Annotated in this window: 17 protein-coding genes, 7 tRNA genes and 1 pseudogene; 15 read left to right on the plus strand and 10 right to left on the minus strand. The window is 70.8% G+C overall.

The genetic code is table 11. The features are described 5' to 3' along the window. Positions 1-160 precede the first annotated feature (160 nt). The 3 genes from ACTWQF_RS12020 (at position 161) to ACTWQF_RS12030 (ending at position 2002) form a co-directional block, all read left to right on the plus strand. Complete coding sequence (locus ACTWQF_RS12020) at positions 161-370, plus strand: hypothetical protein (RefSeq protein WP_443279277.1); 210 nt, start codon at positions 161-163, stop codon at positions 368-370. Between the two features lie 224 nt (positions 371-594). Beyond that, positions 595-1602 (plus strand): phosphotransferase, encoded by a 1008-nt coding sequence (locus tag ACTWQF_RS12025; protein ID WP_443279279.1) that lies wholly within the window; start codon positions 595-597, stop codon positions 1600-1602. Positions 1603-1690: 88 nt separating this feature from the next. Then, positions 1691-2002 (plus strand): TFIIB-type zinc ribbon-containing protein, encoded by a 312-nt coding sequence (locus tag ACTWQF_RS12030; protein ID WP_443279476.1) that lies wholly within the window; start codon positions 1691-1693, stop codon positions 2000-2002. 61 nt (positions 2003-2063) lie between these two features. On the opposite strand, the gene ACTWQF_RS12035 is transcribed toward ACTWQF_RS12030, so the two are convergent. The 5 genes from ACTWQF_RS12035 to ACTWQF_RS12055 all read right to left on the minus strand — a co-directional run bounded on the left by ACTWQF_RS12035 (position 2064) and on the right by ACTWQF_RS12055 (position 2489). Beyond that, a tRNA-Val gene (locus ACTWQF_RS12035) sits at positions 2064-2138 on the minus strand. 1 nt (position 2139) lies between these two features. After that, positions 2140-2211, minus strand: a tRNA-Val gene (locus ACTWQF_RS12040). A 27-nt stretch (positions 2212-2238) separates the two neighbouring features. Continuing rightward, positions 2239-2310 (minus strand) — tRNA-Val (locus ACTWQF_RS12045). 1 nt (position 2311) lies between these two features. Further along, positions 2312-2385 (minus strand) — tRNA-Cys (locus ACTWQF_RS12050). 31 nt (positions 2386-2416) lie between these two features. Next, positions 2417-2489 (minus strand) — tRNA-Gly (locus tag ACTWQF_RS12055). 144 nt (positions 2490-2633) lie between these two features. Between ACTWQF_RS12055 and ACTWQF_RS12060 the strand changes: the two genes are divergently transcribed. From ACTWQF_RS12060 to ACTWQF_RS12070, 3 genes are read left to right on the plus strand one after another with little or no spacing between them, the layout of a single operon-like run. After that, a complete protein-coding gene (locus ACTWQF_RS12060) occupies positions 2634-3725 on the plus strand; it encodes a chorismate-binding protein (RefSeq protein ID WP_443279281.1) in 1092 nt (363 codons plus the stop codon). Positions 3726-3762: 37 nt separating this feature from the next. Further along, positions 3763-4584 carry an aminotransferase class IV gene (locus ACTWQF_RS12065; protein ID WP_443279282.1) on the plus strand — a complete coding sequence of 274 codons (822 nt, stop codon included), beginning with the start codon at positions 3763-3765 and terminating at the stop codon, positions 4582-4584. Positions 4585-4624: 40 nt separating this feature from the next. Then, positions 4625-5488, plus strand: a complete 864-nt coding sequence (locus ACTWQF_RS12070; protein WP_443279283.1) for a GNAT family N-acetyltransferase — start codon at positions 4625-4627, stop codon at positions 5486-5488. A 15-nt stretch (positions 5489-5503) separates the two neighbouring features. On the opposite strand, the gene ACTWQF_RS12075 is transcribed toward ACTWQF_RS12070, so the two are convergent. Next, positions 5504-6055, minus strand: coding sequence for a DsbA family protein (locus tag ACTWQF_RS12075; RefSeq protein WP_443279285.1), 552 nt, complete (start codon positions 6053-6055; stop codon positions 5504-5506). 104 nt (positions 6056-6159) lie between these two features. Here ACTWQF_RS12075 and ACTWQF_RS12080 point away from each other — a divergent pair, with 104 nt between their 5' ends. Both ACTWQF_RS12080 and ACTWQF_RS12085 read left to right on the plus strand, forming a co-directional pair. Continuing rightward, positions 6160-6642, plus strand: a complete 483-nt coding sequence (locus tag ACTWQF_RS12080) for a hypothetical protein (protein ID WP_443279286.1) — start codon at positions 6160-6162, stop codon at positions 6640-6642. A gap of 138 nt (positions 6643-6780) precedes the next feature. Then, complete coding sequence (locus ACTWQF_RS12085; protein ID WP_177214255.1) at positions 6781-6942, plus strand: hypothetical protein; 162 nt, start codon at positions 6781-6783, stop codon at positions 6940-6942. Positions 6943-6963: 21 nt separating this feature from the next. On the opposite strand, the gene ACTWQF_RS12090 is transcribed toward ACTWQF_RS12085, so the two are convergent. Next, entirely contained in the window at positions 6964-7536 is a 573-nt protein-coding gene (locus ACTWQF_RS12090) for a CGNR zinc finger domain-containing protein (RefSeq protein WP_443279288.1), read from the minus strand. Between the two features lie 248 nt (positions 7537-7784). Further along, positions 7785-8198 (minus strand): SsgA family sporulation/cell division regulator, encoded by a 414-nt coding sequence (locus ACTWQF_RS12095; RefSeq protein ID WP_026005227.1) that lies wholly within the window; start codon positions 8196-8198, stop codon positions 7785-7787. Positions 8199-8397: 199 nt separating this feature from the next. Between ACTWQF_RS12095 and ACTWQF_RS12100 the strand changes: the two are divergent. From ACTWQF_RS12100 to ACTWQF_RS12130, 7 genes and pseudogenes are all read left to right on the plus strand, one after another. After that, positions 8398-8712: pseudogene (locus ACTWQF_RS12100) on the plus strand (TIGR02611 family protein); the annotation flags it as partial. 99 nt (positions 8713-8811) lie between these two features. Next, positions 8812-8883, plus strand: a tRNA-Val gene (locus ACTWQF_RS12105). Positions 8884-8950: 67 nt separating this feature from the next. Next, positions 8951-9409, plus strand: coding sequence for an SRPBCC family protein (locus ACTWQF_RS12110; protein ID WP_443279290.1), 459 nt, complete (start codon positions 8951-8953; stop codon positions 9407-9409). 50 nt (positions 9410-9459) lie between these two features. Beyond that, positions 9460-9531, plus strand: a tRNA-Val gene (locus ACTWQF_RS12115). Positions 9532-9739: 208 nt separating this feature from the next. Beyond that, on the plus strand, positions 9740-10657 hold the full coding sequence (locus ACTWQF_RS12120; RefSeq protein WP_443279291.1) for a hypothetical protein: 918 nt from the start codon (positions 9740-9742) through the stop codon (positions 10655-10657). Between the two features lie 166 nt (positions 10658-10823). Beyond that, the gene (gene thrS, locus ACTWQF_RS12125) at positions 10824-12806 is read left to right on the plus strand and encodes a threonine--tRNA ligase (protein WP_443279293.1); all 1983 of its coding nucleotides are present in this window, start codon (positions 10824-10826) and stop codon (positions 12804-12806) included. A gap of 89 nt (positions 12807-12895) precedes the next feature. After that, a complete protein-coding gene (locus tag ACTWQF_RS12130) occupies positions 12896-13435 on the plus strand; it encodes an HIT family protein (RefSeq protein WP_443248788.1) in 540 nt (179 codons plus the stop codon). Between the two features lie 4 nt (positions 13436-13439). Here the strand turns inward: ACTWQF_RS12130 and ACTWQF_RS12135 are convergent, their stop codons facing one another. Next, positions 13440-15113 carry a hypothetical protein gene (locus tag ACTWQF_RS12135; RefSeq protein WP_443279295.1) on the minus strand — a complete coding sequence of 558 codons (1674 nt, stop codon included), beginning with the start codon at positions 15111-15113 and terminating at the stop codon, positions 13440-13442. Positions 15114-15396: 283 nt separating this feature from the next. After that, on the minus strand, positions 15397-17586 hold the full coding sequence (locus ACTWQF_RS12140; protein ID WP_443279296.1) for an elongation factor G-like protein EF-G2: 2190 nt from the start codon (positions 17584-17586) through the stop codon (positions 15397-15399). Positions 17587-17603: the final 17 nt, after the last annotated feature.

Here is a 17603-nt window from a genome sequence, read left to right on the forward strand (position 1 = left end):
GCGGCCCCGCACCACGTCATCCTGCGGGAGGCCCCCGAGTCGGTACGCGCGCATGACGCCGCCGCGCACGCCCGTGCCTAATGTTGTGGTCAAGCGGCGGGCGCAGCACTCGTCCCCCGAGGTCAGACGTCCGCCGCCCCAACAACGATCAGGAGCGGACATGGCACACACCGCCGGGCGCACGACGCCCACAGGGAAGGGAAGGCTCGCGGCACTCGCCGATCTCGGCACCCGTCCCGGCGGGCGTCGCCATCCGCTGGTGGCAGCCGCCATGGTGCTGCCACTCGCCCTCCTCCTCGGCCTCGTTTCGGGCTGGGGCCGGATGGTGTTGACACAAGCGTCGTCCGTGGCCGGAATGCTGGGGTCCTGAGCGATCCCAGGCCCGGTGGAGCGGACCGGGTCGGGGACTTCCGGCTTTCAGCCCCGTGGGGACGGGGGTGCGGCGGACGGCACGAGGCCCGGGTAGCTGGGGAGCTACCCGGGCCCTCGCGTATCCACGGCCTCCCAGTTCGCTGCCGCCACATGACCCCCTGGCGCCGCACGGGGTGCGGGCATCCGCCGTACGTTGTGGTCGTCGAACGCTTGGAGAACTCCATGCCCCTCCACGACAGCCCCGCCGGTGACACCGCACTGCACCGGGCGCTCGGCGTGCTCGCCGGGGACCCCGCGGGCAACGGCGAGGTGGTCGCCGAGCGCGCCGACGCCACCGTCGTACGGGTCGGGGACCGGGTCGCCAAGGCGCACGCGCCCGATGCCGAGGTGGCGCCGCTGGACGTACGGGTGCGGGTCGCGGCTGCCGCGACGTATCAGGGCGTGCTGCTGCGCCCCGTCTCGGACAGCGGGACGGTGCCGCTGCCGGGCGGCCGGGTCGGCAGCGTCTGGCCGTACGGAGCACCGGTGGACCCGAGCGACGCGGCAGCCGCCCCCTGGGAGGCGGCGGGCGAGCTCCTGGCCCGGCTGCACACCGCGCCGCTCCCCGCAGCCGCCCAACTTCCCGGCCCCCTGCCGCTGATGCGCGGACCAGCCAAAGCCCTCCGTGCCCTGACCCGGATGCGGAAAGCCCCGCAGGGCGCGCACACCGCGGCGGCCGAGGTCGTCGAGCGTGCCTGCGCCGTGCTGCCGCCGTGGTGCCGGGACGAGGAGCCGCCGCCCGAGGCCCGCACTCTCTGCCACGGCGACTTCCACCTCGGCCAGCTCGTACGGCGCCCGCCGCCCGACGGCCCCTGGCACCTCATCGACGTCGACGACCTGGGCCTCGGCGACCCGGCCTGGGACCTGGGCCGCCCCGCCTGCTGGTACGCGGCCGGCCTCCTCCCGCCCGCCGAGTGGCGGCGCTTCTTCGACGCGTACACCCGCACGGTCCGGGCCGCCGGTGCGCTCCGGGCAGGCAGCACCGTGCAGGGCCTGGCGGGTCCCGACCCGTGGGCGTATCTCGACCCGGCCGCCCGTGCGTTGACGGTGCAGAGCGCGGCGCTCGGCGTCGCCAAGGCCCGTACGGCGGGCCGGTCGCTGGACGAGGCGGAGGAGGCGTGCGTGGCCGCATGCGCCCGGATAGCGGCGCTGTTCGAACGGACCGAACTCCCCGCGACCCAGGGGTCGTAGGGTGGAACCCGCTGGCCGAAGCCGGTGGTGTCCGGTCACCGGTGAAGGCATCGGTGGGCAACCGGTAGCGAGAGGAAGCCGTCAAATGATGCAGTGTCCCAAGTGCGGTGCGGCCATGCACACGTACAACCGCAGCGGCGTACAGATAGAACAGTGCAGCAACTGCCGGGGAATCTTCCTCGACTACGGCGAGCTGGAGTCCCTCACCAGGATGGAAGCCCAGTGGGCGCAGTCCGCACCCCCGCCGCCCGGCCCGCAGTCATACCCCGCCGGTCCGGCCTGGGGCGCCGCGCACCACGGCTCGCACGGCCACAGCTCGCACGGCCACGGCTCGCATGGTCACGGGCACCACGGCCAGCACGGTCACCGCGGGTTCGGACGGATGCTCTTCTCCTCCTGAGCCCCGCCCCTCGAAAGCGCACGAAAGAGGGCCCCGGCAGAACCGCCGGAGCCCTCTTTGCTGGTGGACGATACTGGGATTGAACCAGTGACCTCTTCCGTGTCAGGGAAGCGCTCTCCCGCTGAGCTAATCGTCCGTGCGCGGTACTGGGATTGAACCAGTGACCTCTTCCGTGTCAGGGAAGCGCTCTCCCGCTGAGCTAACCGCGCGGAAGGTCCGGTGGTCACCGGACCCGGTGGACGATACTGGGATTGAACCAGTGACCTCTTCCGTGTCAGGGAAGCGCTCTCCCGCTGAGCTAATCGTCCTTGGAGGTGGAGACGGGATTTGAACCCGTGTAGACGGCTTTGCAGGCCGTTGCCTCGCCTCTCGGCCACTCCACCAAGTGCGGGGGCCCGGGAGGTCCCCCACTCGAGCGGACGACGAGATTCGAACTCGCGACCCTCACCTTGGCAAGGTGATGCTCTACCAGCTGAGCCACGTCCGCAGTGCCTTTCCCAGGCCGCGCCCGGGAGGCAGTCCCCGGGGCGCATGCGCCTCGGCGACGTGTTGAACTTTAGCGGATTCCCGGGCCAGCTCAAATTCCGTTTCCGCAGCGTGGCCGCCCAGCGGCCCTCATAGACTCGAAACCGTGTCCGATCCGACCCCGCTCGCCCGCTTGGGCGGCTGCCTTGCCACCGACCTCCGCGACGTGACCAGCGATCCCGAGGCTCTCGACTCCTCGGGCTGGTGGGCCGTCGTCGCCGACTACGAGGGCGGGCTGTGCTGTGCCCGCTTCGGCGACGTACGCCCCGCCCCTCTCCCCGCGCCGGTGCCGGGCCGCTGGCGGGGCCCCGCGGCCGGCAGCTGGGTCAGCTCCCTGGACCGCGCCGGCTACACCGAGGGCGTGCGGCGAATCCGCGCGGCCATCGGTACGGGCGACGTCTACCAGGTCAACCTCTGCCGCGTGCTGTCCGCACCGCTGCCCGACCCGTCCCCGGGGGCCGCCGACATCGACCAGCTCACCGCCCGGCTCGCCCTCGGTACCCCGGCGGCGTACGCGGGCACCGTGCGCCTCCCCGCACACGGTGTGGAGATCGCCACGGCCTCCCCCGAGCTGTATCTGCGCCGCACGGGACGCACCGTTGAGTCCGGCCCCATCAAGGGCACCGGCCGCTCGGAGGCCGACCTGGGGGAGAAGGAGCGGGCCGAGAACGTGATGATCACGGACCTGGTCCGCAACGACCTCGGCCGGGTCTGTGTGCCCGGCTCCATCACCGTCCCTCAGCTGTGCGCGGCCGAGCCCTACCGGGGCCTGGTCCATCTGGTCTCCACCGTCCGCGGCGAGCTGCCGGAGACCGCGGAGACCCCCGGCGCCGGGCCCGGGGCGTGGGCGCGGCTGCTGGAGGACACCTTCCCGCCCGGCTCGATCACCGGGGCGCCCAAGTCCAGCGCCCTGCGCCTGATCGACGAGCTGGAGACGGTGCCGCGCGGCCCGTACACCGGGGGCATCGGCTGGGTCGACGCCGATCGTGGGACCGGCGAGCTGGCCGTCGGTATCCGTACTTTCTGGATCGAGCGTGACCACCCACGTCCCCTGCTGCGCTTCGGTACCGGCGCGGGCATCATCTGGGACTCGGACCCGGAACAGGAATGGCGGGAGACCGAGCTGAAGGCTTCCCGGCTGCTCGCGGTAGCGTCGGGGGAGTACGACGGACACGAGACCGCGGCACAGACCCGGTGACACAGCGGCCCCTAGAGGCTCCCTGAGGTGAACAGCAGTGAAGATCTGGCTCGACGGCGGACTGCGGGACGCACACAGCGCAAACGTCTCCGTGTTCGATCACGGGCTGACGGTCGGCGACGGCGTCTTCGAGACCGCCAAGACCACTGACGGCACACCGTTCGCCCTCACCCGGCATCTGCACCGGCTCGCCTCCTCCGCACGCGGCCTCGGTCTGCCCGAGCCCGACCTGGACGAGGTACGGCGGGCCTGCAACGCCGTCGTCGCCGCGAACCCCATGCCCTTCGGCAGGCTGCGGATCACCTACACCGGCGGCCTCTCCCCGCTCGGCTCGGACCGCGGGGAAGCGACGCCCACCCTCGTCGTCGCTCTCGGCCAGGCGACCCGCAGGCCGGACACCACCTCGGTCGTCACCGTCCCCTGGACCCGCAACGAGCGCGGCGCCATCACCGGGCTGAAGACCACCTCGTACGCGGAGAACGTCGTCGCGCTCGCCCGCGCCCGCCAACAGGCCGCCACCGAAGCGCTGTTCCCCAACACCCACGGGCAGCTGTGCGAGGGCACCGGCACCAACGTCTTCGTCGTCCTCGACGGCGAGTTGCACACGCCGCCGCTGTCCTCCGGCTGTCTGGCGGGCATCACGCGGGCGCTGGTCCTCGAATGGGCGGGCGGCCGGGAGACCGAGCTGCCGATGGATGTGCTGGAGCGGGCCGAGGAGATCTTCGTGACCTCCAGCCTCCGCGACATCCAGGCGGTGGCGCGGCTGGACGGACGCACCCTGCCCGGCGTGCCCGGCCCGGTGACCGCCAAGGCGATGCGGGTCTTCGAGGAGCGCTCGGCGGCCGATATCGACCCGTAACCCGGTGGTGGGGGCGACGGCCGACGGGTAGAACCGGACTGTGACGACCACCTTGCGCCCCACCGGTCCCGAGAGCCGCACCGCCGAGGGCAGGCGCTCGCGCGCGTACGAGATCTGTGTCAACTCCCGCCCGGTCGGCGCCGTCGCCCTCCTCGGCCCTGCCGAGGACGGGCCTGCCCTCGGCCGGCTGGCGCGGCTGTACGTCCACGAGGGCGAGCGGCGCCGGGGGCGGGGGACCGTCGCGGCGCTGGCGGCCGAGGAGGCGCTGCGGGGCTGGGGCTGCACACATGTGGAGGCGAGCGTGCCGCTGGCCGCCGACACCGACGGGAGCGGGGAAGCGGTGCCCGCGGGTGTGCACCTGCTGGGCGTACTCGGCTATGCGGAACGCAGCTGTCACATGATCAAGCAGCTTGGCCGGCGGCCCGAACTGCCGCCCGGCAGCGCGGTCCGGCCGCTGACGGACGGGGAGTTCGACGCCTGGTGGGCAGCGGGCGCCGCGACCTTCGTCGAGGGACTTGTCTCCCTCGGCTTCAGCCCCGAACAGGCCGCCGCCCGGTCCGCGGCCGTCCGGCGCACGCAACTGCCCAATGGTCCCGCCTCACCTGGGGTCGCGCTGCGGGTCCTCACCTGCGAGGGCACCGACGTCGGCTCGGTCTGGCTGGCCTTCGCCGGGCTGCCCCGTACCGGAGTGGACGCCTGGGTCTACGACATCAGCGTGGTGCCCGAGCGGCGCGGGGAGGGCCACGGACGCTCCCTGATGCTGGCCGCCGAGCGCAACTGCCTGGACGCAGGGGCCGGGCGGCTCGGGCTCAACGTCTTCGCCGGCAACACGCCAGCACGGCGGCTCTACACCTCGCTGGGCTACCGCCCGGTGGAGCGCTACTTCGTCAAGACACTGCTGTAGCCGTCCGGCTGCGGATCAGCGGCCGAGCAGCCGGTCGGCGATCTCCTCGATGCGCTCCCGCAGCCCTTCCTGGCTCTTGCCGCCGTCCAGCCGCTGCCCGTCGATGACATACGTCGGCGTTCCCGTCACCCCGATCGCCTTGCCCTCGGCCTGGTCGGCGTCCACCGCCAGCAGATGCCGGCCGTCGATCAGCGCGGAGGAGAACTCCTCGGCGTCCAGGCCCAGTTCGCGCGCCAGCTCCAGCAGCAGCTCCTCGCCGCGCTCGCCGAGCTGCTCGGTGCGAGCGAGCAGCGCCTCGCCGTACTCCTCGCCCTTGCCCTGCTCGTACGCCTCCTCGAACGCCTGGGCAGCGGCGTACGCGTGCTTGTTCTTCTCCAGCGGGAAGTGCCGCAGCCGGATCTCCATCCCGTCGCCGTACCGCTCGCGCAGCGCCCGCAGATCTGCCTGGGCCCGGTGGCAGTCCGGGCACTGCAGATCGCACCACACGTCGAGCGTGGCGTGGGCGTGGGGGTACCTCCCGGCCGAAGGCTGGGGGAAGGAGGTGCCGGAGTCGGTGGTGTTGTCCATGGCCACAGTCTCTCAGCCCCGAGGAGGGCACCCGACCCCGAGATCTCCCTGAACCGGACGCCCGGCCATGGCCGCTACCGCCTGCCCGGTGCGACGATGGAGACATGCTCACCACCACCGTCTGCGCCGCGCTCTCCGCGGCGGGCCTCGCCGTCGCCTTCCTGACAGCGTGGCGGCGCCGCTTCGCTGCCGCGACGCGGCTCGCCGCCGTCGCGCTGGTGCCGGTCGGGCTGGCGATGTCCGGGCTGGTCGGCCTCGGCGGGAAGATCGGCAGGGCGTTCGGCAGCTGGGCGGCCGATCTGGTGCTCAAGCCCACCGTCTGGGCCGGGTTCGCCGTGCTGGCCTGCGCCGTCGTGCTGTGGATCATCGGCCGTGCCGCCGCCGGCCGTGCCGCGGCCAAGCCCTCCCGCCGGCAGTCCCGCGCCGCGGAGCCCGCTGCCGATACCCCCGCCCTCGCCTCCTCCGGCCCACCCGCCACCCAGCGGAAGGCCAAGCCCGAGAAGACCAAGCAGGGCAAGAACAAGCCCGCCGACTCCGGCGAAGACTTCTCCGACATCGAAGCCATCCTCAAAAAGCACGGCATCTGACGCTGCCGCCCCTCCCGGGCCTCCCTGGCGCCCCTAGCATGCCCAGCGGGCGGCATGCGGGGCTTTTGTCGGAAATCACGGGGAAAGGGGGCATGCGGTCCTACGGGGTCGTGGCGGCTGAGACATGATCACGGCGAGATGGACACGACGCCGAACTCCGCGATCGAGCTCGACGAGCTGCCGCCCTCCGAGCCCAAGGGATGTCTGTACGCACTCTCCCAACCGCCGCTGATGCTGTTCCTCGCTGTGATCGCGGTGTTGCTCGGCGCCGCGGGGGTGCATGATCTGTTGCTGCTGTGAGGGCCGGACGTGCGGCAGGGCTCAGCCCTGGGTGGCGGCCCCGGTCGACTCCCGGCGGCGCGCGCGGTAGGCCGCCACATGGAGGCGGTTGCCGCAGGTACGGCTGTCGCAGTATCGGCGGGAGCGATTGCGGGACAGGTCGACGAAGGCGCGCCGGCAGTCCGGCGCGGAGCAGCGCCGCAGCCGGTCCCGTTCGCCGGAGACGAGGACGAACGCCAGCGCCATGCCACCGTCGGCGGCCAGATGCTGGGCGAGGGAGGCGTCGGGCGCGAAGTAGTGGACGTGCCAGTCGTAGCCGTCGTGGTTGGTGAGCTGCGGCGTCGTCCCGGCCTCCGCGACCAGCGCGTTGATCAGCCGGGCCGCCGTACGCGAGTCCTCCGCGGCGAACACCTGCGCGAAGCGCTCCCGCGCCTCACGTACGGCCCGCAGGTCGTCCTCGGTGAGCTTGCCGACGCCGCTGACGTTGTTGCGCTCCACGTAGGCGCGCAGGTCCGCCACGGACACCAGCGTGTCGGGGGTGTCGCCGTCCGCCATGGTGTTCAGCAGCTCGACCACCTGGTCGAGCGCACACCGGGTGTCGTGGTTGATCTGCACGGGCCGCTCCTGCCGTGTCCGGGAACATCTCCGGCCTGATGCGGAAGCCTAGTCGCTGCGCCTCGCCCGGGAGCCGCCTGTTTCCGGCCGGTAGCCGTGGAGTTGCCGAACGCAGCGACGCCGCCGCCGCGTATCTCTACGCGGCGGCGGCGTCGCAGTGTGCCGTTACACGAAGCGGTGCCGTGGCACACGGCTGCCGGGACCGTCGGCCGTCGCCCCGAGTCGGACGGCCGCGGTGACCGGCGGTCTCAGCTCTCGGCGAGGATGTGCGAGAGCTCGGTGTCGAGGTCGAAGTGGCGGTGCTCGGTACCGGGCGGCACGGCCGCGTCGGTCCGCTTGAGGAAGGATTCCAGTGCCCGCGCCGGGGCCTCGAGCAGGGCCTCGCCCTCCGGGGAGCTGAGGGCGATGCAGGCCACGGACTGACCGTGGCTGCGGGACGGCCAGACTCGGACGTCCCCGGTGCCCGTGGGCCGGTGCAGGCCCTCGGCAAGGAGATCGCGGGCGAAGACCCACTCCACGGTCTCCTCGGCACCGGTGTGGAAGGTGGCGTGCACGGCGTAGGGGTCCGCCGTGTCGTACCGCAGGCCCGCTGGTACAGGCAGTGAGGACTCGCTCGAAACAACGAGGCGCAGGTGCAGCTCACAGCTCACCGTTGTGTTCATAAGCGCCAGGGCCTTTCGCTCAGTGTGCGCTCGGGGATTCGCACGTCGGCGAAATCGACATGCCACCTACGCGCCGGTTGTAAACCCCTCTGACTGATTTGTACGGAATCGAATCCTTCGTACGGCTCTTGTAGGTTTGGGATGTACGGCCAATCAAGTGAACCGGCCTGTTCGAAAGCTGTCAGGTACCTTGTCCCTCATGACTGCGGAGAGTGACGCAATGCCGCGTAGTATCCGGGAGGAGAAGCCGCTCGGTTCCCGCGCGCCGAGGTTCGTACAGGCTTCCCGGCCGCTGCACATGAGCTGGCGCGTGGGGATCTTCATCGTCGGCCTGGCGATCGTGGCCGGCGGCGTCATCATGCTGCCGCTGCCGGGGCCCGGCTGGCTGGTGATCTTCGGCGGGATGGCTGTGTGGGCCACCGAGTTCGTCTGGGCGCAGCACGTCCTGCGGTGGACCAAGCGCAAATACCGGGAGGGCACCCAGTGGCTGAAGGATCGCCGGGCGGCGCGCAAGGAGCGCAGGCTTGCCCAGCGCGCGGAGCGGCAGTCCCGCTGAGGCCCGGCCGCTGGTCATGGGCACCCGATGACATGCGGTAATGTTGGGCGCGCCAACGGGCGATTAGCTCAGCGGGAGAGCGCTTCGTTCACACCGAAGAGGTCACTGGTTCGAACCCAGTATCGCCCACCCAGTGCACCGGGGCCCGGAAGCGATCAGCTTCCGGGCCCCGAAGCGTTTCCGGGAGGGTTGGCGCGTGGGCCGTAACCACTACCGCTTCCGTGCGGCATGGCAGCTCGCCGCTCCGCCGGCCCGCGTCTTTGCCGTACTGGAACGGGCCGAGACATATCCCGAGTGGTGGCACCAGGTGCGCCGCCTCGACCGGACCGGCGAGGACAGTGCCGTCCTCCGCATCCGGTCCGTGCTGCCGTATGAACTCTCCGTAACTCTCCGCACATCCCGCCGCGACCGGGCGGCCGGGATTCTCGAGATCGGGATGAGCGGCGACATGGACGGCTGGGCCCGCTGGACCATACGCCCCGACGGCACCGGCGCCGTCGCGCTCTTCGAGCAGGACGTGGAGGTCAACAGGCGGCTGCTGCGGATGCTCGCCGTACCGGGTCGTCCCTTCTTCGTCGTCAACCACAAGCTGATGATGCGCAGCGGTCTGCGGGGCCTGCGGGCCCTGCTGGAAAGGGGTTTGGATGAAGAGTGAGGCGCACTGTATTGTTCTGCCGTGCCGCCGCACCGAAGGCGGAACGCCTGGGGCGATTAGCTCAGTGGGAGAGCGCTTCGTTCACACCGAAGAGGTCACTGGTTCGAACCCAGTATCGCCCACCCCGTGTTCGTGTGAGATCACCTGCGCGTGAGATCTCCGGAGGCCGGACCGTCAGCGGACGGGACGGCCTCTTTTTGTTTCCCGGTTCTCCGCTTCTCCGCTTCTTCGTTTCTCCGGTTTCCGCTCCTCATCTGCGAAAGCGGGCTGTTTGCGGTACCGATCCGTGGTCAGGAGAAGGAGGGGAGTGGCCGGGACACGGAGAGGGTGATGCGAGTCGCCGCCGACGACGATGAGATCCACTGGAGACGCGAACTGCCCGCGAGCAACACGGCGGCCACCTGGCGTGCCCGGCAGAGGCTGAGCACGGCAGCCCGCGCGATGCTGCGCGCCGGCGCCCTCGCCGCCCGCCGGTCCACCGGCTTCCACGGGGCCCGCGGCGAGCGGCGGGCCGAGGCGTTCACCGAAGGCGTGCGGTACGACGAGATCTCCGAGGAAGGCCATGCGGGCCGGCTGCTGACGGCCCGCGTCGCGCCCGGCCCGCAGGACGGCAGCCGGGAGCTCGCTGTGCTCAGCCGCGCTCTGCGGGCGACCGCCGACGCCGTGTGCCGCTACCGCGCCACCGGTGCCACCGAGCACTTCGACGCCGCCGTGGCGGACGGCTGCTGTGCCGAACTCACCGAGTCGCTCTGTGACTTGGTACGCGGCACCGAGGGGGTGCAGATCACCCTCGTCTGGTCGCGGACGGCCGGGACGCCGCAGGGCTGTCCGCAGCGGCCGTTGCCCGTCGTCTTCACCCCCGGCGACCTGTCCGCACTGGAGGTGGCCGGGCGGCACTACGTACGTGCGGAGCCCTCCGTTCCGGTTCGGGTGACGGGCAGCGTCGTACGGCTGCGTCGCGCCCGGCCCGACGGTCCCGGGTCGGTACGGCTGGATGTGCTCGCCGGGACGGAGGTGACCCAGATACGGGCCCGGCTGGACGAGGAGGGCTACCGCCGCGCCGTCCACGCCCATCTGGCGGGGCTGCCGCTGCGGATCGCCGGGCTGCTGGAGAGCAGGGGCGGCTTCCGGCGGCTCAGCGGCGCTTACGACGTCGCCCCGGTTCCGGTGCCCGAGGCGGCGCGGGAACGACTGCTGAAGCAGCTGCGGTACGGCCTCGACGACTTCGAGCGCGGCATGGGCGGCTGAGCGGGCCGGGCCCGAAGCCCGCACCGGCCGTCGGCCGGTGCGCGGTGGGGACTCCCGACCGTTTCGCGGTCGGGGGGCGTTGCTCGGTACGATTCGACGGCGCGGTATGCCCGCGTTCACGGCGCGGCGACGGCCGCGCGTCCCAGGTGAGAGTCAGGAGAGACCGGTGTCAGATGTCCGTGTGACCATCCAACGCGATTCCGAGCGGGAAGAGCGCGTGGTGACGACGGGCACTACGGCCGCCGCGCTCTTCGAGGGCGAGCGTTCCGTCGTCGCCGCACGTGTCGGCGGCGAGCTGAAGGACCTCGTCTACCCGCTGGCCGATGGCGATGAGGTCGAGCCCGTCGAGATCACCAGCGACGACGGCCTGGACATCCTGCGCCACTCCACCGCGCATGTCATGGCGCAGGCCGTCCAGGAGCTCTTCCCTGAGGCCAAGCTCGGCATCGGCCCACCCATCAAGGACGGCTTCTACTACGACTTCGACGTCGCCGAGCCGTTCACCCCCGACGATCTCAAGCGCATCGAGAAGAAGATGCAGCAGATCCAGAAGCAGGGGCAGCGCTTCTCCCGCCGCGTCACCACCGACGAGGCGGCCCGCGAGGAGCTGACGGGCGAGCCGTACAAACTGGAGCTGATCGGCCTCAAGGGCAACGCGGCCAACGCCGCCGAAGGTGCCTCGGCCGAGGTCGGCTCAGGCGAGCTGACCATCTACGACAACCTCGACGCCAAGAGCGGCGAGCTGTGCTGGAAGGACCTGTGCCGGGGCCCGCACCTGCCCTCCACCCGGCTGATCCCCGCCTTCAAGCTGATGCGCTCCGCCGCCGCCTACTGGCGCGGCAGTGAGAAGAACCCGCAGCTCCAGCGGATCTACGGCACCGCATGGCCGACCAAGGACGAGCTCAAGCAGTACCTGGAATTCCTCGCCGAGGCCGAGAAGCGCGACCACCGCAAGCTCGGCACCGAGCTGGACCTCTTCTCCATCCCCGAGGAACTGGGCTCCGGCCTTGCCGTCTTCCATCCCAAGGGCGGCGTCGTCCGCAAGGTCATGGAGGACTACTCGCGCAGGCGGCACGAGGAGTCCGGCTACGACTTCGTCAACACGCCGCACATCACCAAGGAGCGGCTCTTCGAGATCTCGGGCCATCTGCCGAACTACGCGGACAGCATGTTCCCGCCGCTGGAGTTCGACGAGCAGAACTACCGCCTCAAGGCGATGAACTGCCCGATGCACAACCTGATCTTCCGGGCGCGGGGACGGTCGTACCGGGAGCTGCCGCTGCGGCTGTTCGAGTTCGGCACCGTCTACCGGTACGAGAAGTCCGGCGTCGTCCACGGGCTCACCCGTGCCCGCGGCTTCACCCAGGACGACTCGCACATCTACTGCACCAAGGAGCAGATGCCGGACGAGCTGGACAACCTGCTCACCTTCGTCCTCAACCTGCTGCGCGACTACGGCCTGTCCGACTTCTATCTGGAGCTGTCCACTCGCGATCCCGAGTCGGACAAGTTCATGGGCACCGACGAGGAGTGGGAGGAGGCCACCGAGGCGCTGCGGCAGGCGGCAGGCAAGCAGGGCCTGGAGCTGGTCATGGACCCGGGCGGCGCCGCCTTCTACGGGCCGAAGATCTCCGTCCAGGCCCGGGACGCCATCGGCCGTACCTGGCAGATGTCGACCATCCAGGTCGACTTCCAGCAGCCCGCCCGCTTCGGTCTCGAGTACACCGCGGCCGACGGCTCACGCCAGCAGCCCGTGATGATCCACCGTGCCCTCTTCGGCTCCATCGAGCGCTTCTTCGCCGTCCTGCTGGAGCACTACGCGGGCGCCTTCCCGGCCTGGCTTGCGCCGGTGCAGGCGGTCGGCATCCCGATCGGCGACGACCATGTGCCGTACCTGACGGAGTTCGCCGCCGCGGCGAAGGCGAAGGGGCTGCGGATGGAGGTCGACTCGTCGTCGGACCGGATGCAGAAGAAGATCAGGAACGCGCAGAAGAGCAAGGTCCCGTTCATGGTGATTGCGGGTGACGAGGACATTGCGAACGGTGCGGTGTCCTTCCGCTACCGGGACGGCTCCCAGAAGAACGGCATTCCGCGTGCCGAGGCCATCGCGGAGATCCTCGACGCCGTGGAGCGCCGTATCCAGGTGTGAACGCACAGTTATCGTGAGTGAGGGGCGGTCCTTCCCGAGGGCTCGCCCCTCCTCGTGTCCGGCGCCGGACGGCGCATAAGCTGGCGGACATGACGAGTGAGCCGGAGCAGCAGATCGGAGTGGGGGCGCCGGACCAGTTCCAGCGCCTGTGGACGCCCCACCGGATGGCCTACATCCAGGGCGAGAACAAGCCGAGCGGCCCCGGCGCCGAGGATGGCTGCCCCTTCTGCACCATTCCGGAGAAGTCCGACGCGGACGGGCTGATCATCGCCCGCGGCGAGCACGTCTACGCGGTGCTCAACCTCTACCCGTACAACGGCGGACACTTGATGACCGTCCCCTTCCGGCACATCGCGGATTACACCGAGCTGAACGAGGACGAGACGCTGGAGCTCGCGTCGTTCACCAAGCACGCGATGACCGTGCTGCGCCGCGTCTCCGGGGCGCACGGCTTCAACGTCGGCATGAATCAGGGCTCGGTCGCGGGCGCCGGTATCGCCGCCCATCTCCACCAGCACGTGGTGCCCCGCTGGGGCGGGGACACCAACTTCATGCCGGTGGTCGGCCACACCCGGGTGCTGCCCCAACTGCTGGCAGACACCAGGGCGATGCTGGCCGAGGCGTGGTGACCCCTCAGGCGTCGTAGACGTCGGCCTTGAAGGGCTTGGCGTCCTGGACCGCGGCGCTGAGGTTGAGCGAGCGGCTGCCGAACCTCTCGACGCTGCAGCCGTTCTCCTCCAGCACCTTCATGGCCGCCGAGTGCACCACGCGCAGTACCGGTGTCGCCGCGCGCATGGCGTCGTCGGCCATGAACCGGTGCCGCCAGGGCTTCTTGGCCCAGGCGTGCCGCAGGCCGAACGGCTCGGGCAGGCTGAGCTTGCCGCCGAGGTAGTCCAGCACGGGCGGGAACCAGGTCAGCGGGGCGCGGGCGGCGAGGCGTACGACCTCCCTGGTCTCCACCAGCGGGAGCTTGACCGTGCGGGTCTCCCAGAACTTGACGCTCTTGGCGACCTGCTTGGTCTTGGCCTTCGGGCCGCTGGTGAAGAGCCCGTCGACGGGGCCGAGGGCGTGTCCCGTGACCTCGATCCGCAGCGTGTGGTGCAGCACGGTGACGCTGATCAGCAGCGTGATCACCAACTGGCCGTCCCAGAGCACGAACTGGACGCCCAGATAGTGCCGATTGCCCGCGCCGAACTGCTGCTCGTTGCAGATGCGCTGTATCTCGAAGTCCTTGATGCGGTAGCCCTCGACCTCTTGGCCGTCGGGGCGCTTGACCTCCTTGGCGCCCTCGGCGATGGGCGAGACGATCCAGTGCCGTATCGAGGGGGTGGGGAAGCCGCCGGTGTGCAGCGGGCCGCGCTCCAGCATGCGGAGCTGGTCGTGGATGGCGCGGATCACGTCCCAGCTGCGGAACGGGTGGATCTCCTCGCTGTCGCGGGCGGGGGTCAGCTCTTCGGCCAGCTGCCAGCTGCCCCACCGGGTGCCCATGCCCAATATCCCCTTGGGGCCCGCGTAGTAGACGAGGTTGCTGGCCTGTTCGGCGGCGACCTTGGCCAGGCCGAGCCGGATGCGTTCGGCGCCCGCGTCTCCCGGGTCCTGGGGCACGGCTTCGGGGATCTTGGGGCCGACCCCCGCGCCGCCCAGCATGCTCTGCCAGCGGCTGCGCAGGTCCTTCGCGTACTGCTCGCAGATCTGCTTGGCCCAGAGGCCGCCGACGATCGGTGCGACGAACATGGCCCGCAGATAGATGCCCAGGAAGCCGCTGAACGGGAGCTTGATCACGAAGAGTACGACCAGCGCTCCGACGGCGACCATCGCCACCATGCCGAGGGCGCCGGCGCGCTTGTCCTTGGAGCCGGCGATCATGCGGCGCAGCTGGAACGCCAGCAGCCACAGCAGCACTCCGGGCAGGAACAGCAGCCCGAAGAGGGTCATCACCATGGTCAGCCGCGCGTCGCGCTGTTTGCGTACCCGGGTGGCGGCCAGGCAGTGCTCGACGACGGTCTGGGGTTCGATGCCGAAGGACTGGATTATCGGCTTGCGGGCCCCGCCGAGCAGCCGGGTCTGGACGGCCCGGGAGAACGCTTCTCCCAGATTGGGTTCGAACAGCGAGAGCCGGGGCTTTTTGAAGCTCGCCTCGGGGTTGGCGTCGATGAGCTTCTTGACCTCGTCGTCGCGGTACGCGGCGGAGGCGAGCGCCTGGGTCGCCGCCGTCTGGCCGCCCGATCCGGAGATGGGGACCTGGGCGCCTGGCGTGAACTCGGCCGCCACATCAGGTTGGCTGCTGAGATCGTCGAATCCGGCCACTGGGCCCCCACTCCGCTCGGATCTGGCTCGCGGCACGGACCGCGCAGGCGCGGTATTGGTGCCGCCGACCACGACAGACGGCTTCCCAACTGGCGTGGTCGGCACACATTTTGCCGCAGGCTGCCCTCCGCAGGGTACCGGGCCCGGGCCCTGGCCCCCTCCCTCTGTTCCGGGAATGGGGTGCCCCTGTTCCGGCGTCCGCGGTCTGCGGGTGGGTTGTGGCTTGTCGCGCCCACGCGGCGGAGCCGCAAATGAGCACTGCCCCGCGCCCCTTCGGGGCGCGCTAGCTTGCCGCCTCCAGGATCCGTGCCGCCTGCTGCTGCGGCATCGGTTCGTGCTGTGCGTACGTACGGGAGAAGCGGCCGGTGCCGTGGGACATGGAGCGGAGGTCGATCGCGTAGCGGCTGATCTCGATCTCGGGTACCGAGGCGCGGACCGTCGTGCTGCCCGGTCCGGCCTGTTCGGTGCCGAGCACCCGGCCGCGCCGGGAGGACAGGTCGCTCATCACGGCGCCCACATAGTCGTCAGGGACCTCCACCTCCACCTCGGCGACCGGTTCCAGCAGGTGGATCTTGGCCTGGCCCGCGCACTCGCGCAGGGCGAGCGCGCCCGCGGTCTGGAAGGCGGCGTCGGAGGAGTCGACGGAGTGCGCCTTGCCGTCGACGAGTGTGACCCGTACGTCCACCAGCGGGTAGCCGGCGGCCACGCCCTTGGCGGCCTGGGCGCGGATGCCCTTCTCCACCGAAGGAATGAACTGGCGGGGTACCGCGCCGCCCACCACCTTGTCGACGAACTCGATGCCGGAACCGCCCGGCAGGGGTTCGACGGTGATGTCGCAGATGGCGTACTGCCCGTGTCCGCCGGACTGTTTGACGTGCCGTCCGCGCGCGTTGGCCGGGGAGGCGAAGGTCTCGCGCAGCGACACCTTGTGCTCCACGGTGTCCACCTGCACCCCGTAGCGGGACCGCAGCCGCTCCAGGGCGACGTCCCGGTGGGCTTCGCCCATGCACCACAGGACGAGCTGGTGGGTGTCGGGGTTCTGCTCCAGCCGCATGGTCGGGTCCTCGGCCACCAGCCGGGCGAGACCCTGGGAGAGCTTGTCCTCGTCGGCCTTGCTGTGGGCCTGGATGGCGACGGGGAGCAGCGGGTCGGGCATCTCCCAGGGCGCCATCAGCAGCGGATGGTCCTTGGCGGAGAGGGTGTCGCCGGTCTCGGCGCGGCTGAGCTTGGCCACGCAGGCAAGATCGCCCGCGATGGCCGCGTCGAGGGAGCGCTGCTGTTTGCCGAAGGGCGCGGACAGGGCACCGATCCGCTCGTCGACGTCATGGTCCTCGTGGCCCCGGTCCGCCAGGCCGTGTCCGGAGACGTGCACGGTCTCGTCGGGGCGCAGAGTGCCGGAGAAGACGCGTACGAGGGAGATCCGGCCGACGTACGGGTCGGAGGAGGTCTTGACGACCTCGGCGGTGAGCGGGCCCGCGGGGTCGCAGTCGAGCGTCGGCTGCGGTTTGCCGGCCGGCGTGGTGACGGCGGGGATTCCGTGTTCCTCGGGGGTCGGGAAGCCGCCGGTGATCAACTCCAGCAGCTCGACGGTGCCCAGACCCTGCTTGGCGCCGTCGGCGGCGGGCGCGGCGGCCAGCACCGGGTGGAAGGTGCCGCGGGCCACGGCCTTCTCCAGGTCCTCGATGAGCGTTTTGACGTCACAGTCCTCGCCGCCGAGATAGCGGTCCATCAGCGACTCGTCCTCGCTCTGCGCGATGATCCCCTCGATCAGCCGGTTCCTGGCCTCCGCGACGAGGGGCAGCTGTCCCTCGTCCGGATCGCTTTCGGTGCGCTGTCCGTTTCCGTAGTCGAACAGCTTCTGGGTGAGCAGCCCGATCAGGCCGGTGACCGGGGCAGTGCCGTCGGAGCGGCGTTCGCCGAGCGCCGGCAGGTAGAGCGGGATGACGGCGTCGGGGTCGTCGCCGCCCAGCAGCTCCTGGCAGACAGCGGTCATCTCGTCGAAGTCGGCGCGGGCGGCGTCGAGATGGGTGACGACGATGGCGCGTGGCATACCGACGGCCGCGCACTCCTGCCACACCAGCCGGGTGGCTCCGTCCACACCGTCGGCGGCCGAGACGACGAAGAGCGCGGCGTCAGCGGCGCGCAGCCCGGCCCGCAGCTCGCCGACGAAGTCCGCGTAGCCGGGGGTGTCGAGCAGGTTGATCCGGATGCCGTTCCAGGCGACGGGCACCAGGGAGAGCTGGACGGAGCGCTGCTGGCGGTGCTCGATCTCGTCGTAGTCGGAGAGCGAGGTGCCGTCCGCCACCCGTCCGGCCCGGTTGACCGCACCCGAGGCGAGTGCGAGGGATTCGACCAGAGTCGTCTTGCCGGCTCCGCTGTGGCCGACCAGCACCACGTTCCGTATCGCGGCGGGGTGGTCGGCCGCCGCTGCCCTGCCGGCGGCTCCGGGGTGTGCGTTCGCTTTGTCGGCCATGTGTCCCGCCTTCCGGT

It is taken from the genome of Streptomyces sp. 8N114 (genome assembly GCF_052245835.1).
GTDB lineage: Bacteria > Actinomycetota > Actinomycetes > Streptomycetales > Streptomycetaceae > Streptomyces.

Bases quoted from the DNA above. Each gene is read 5' to 3' on its own strand.
- ACTWQF_RS12020 (WP_443279277.1), top strand. From the start codon at position 161: ATGGCACACACCGCCGGGCGCACGACGCCCACAGGGAAGGGAAGGCTC.
- ACTWQF_RS12025 (WP_443279279.1), top strand. From the start codon at position 595: ATGCCCCTCCACGACAGCCCCGCCGGTGACACCGCACTGCACCGGGCG.
- ACTWQF_RS12030 (WP_443279476.1), top strand. From the start codon at position 1,691: ATGCAGTGTCCCAAGTGCGGTGCGGCCATGCACACGTACAACCGCAGC.
- ACTWQF_RS12075 (WP_443279285.1), bottom strand. From the start codon at position 6,055: ATGGACAACACCACCGACTCCGGCACCTCCTTCCCCCAGCCTTCGGCC.
- ACTWQF_RS12080 (WP_443279286.1), top strand. From the start codon at position 6,160: ATGCTCACCACCACCGTCTGCGCCGCGCTCTCCGCGGCGGGCCTCGCC.
- ACTWQF_RS12085 (WP_177214255.1), top strand. From the start codon at position 6,781: ATGGACACGACGCCGAACTCCGCGATCGAGCTCGACGAGCTGCCGCCC.
- ACTWQF_RS12095 (WP_026005227.1), bottom strand. From the start codon at position 8,198: ATGAACACAACGGTGAGCTGTGAGCTGCACCTGCGCCTCGTTGTTTCG.
- ACTWQF_RS12120 (WP_443279291.1), top strand. From the start codon at position 9,740: ATGCGAGTCGCCGCCGACGACGATGAGATCCACTGGAGACGCGAACTG.
- ACTWQF_RS12130 (WP_443248788.1), top strand. From the start codon at position 12,896: ATGACGAGTGAGCCGGAGCAGCAGATCGGAGTGGGGGCGCCGGACCAG.
- ACTWQF_RS12140 (WP_443279296.1), bottom strand. From the start codon at position 17,586: ATGGCCGACAAAGCGAACGCACACCCCGGAGCCGCCGGCAGGGCAGCG.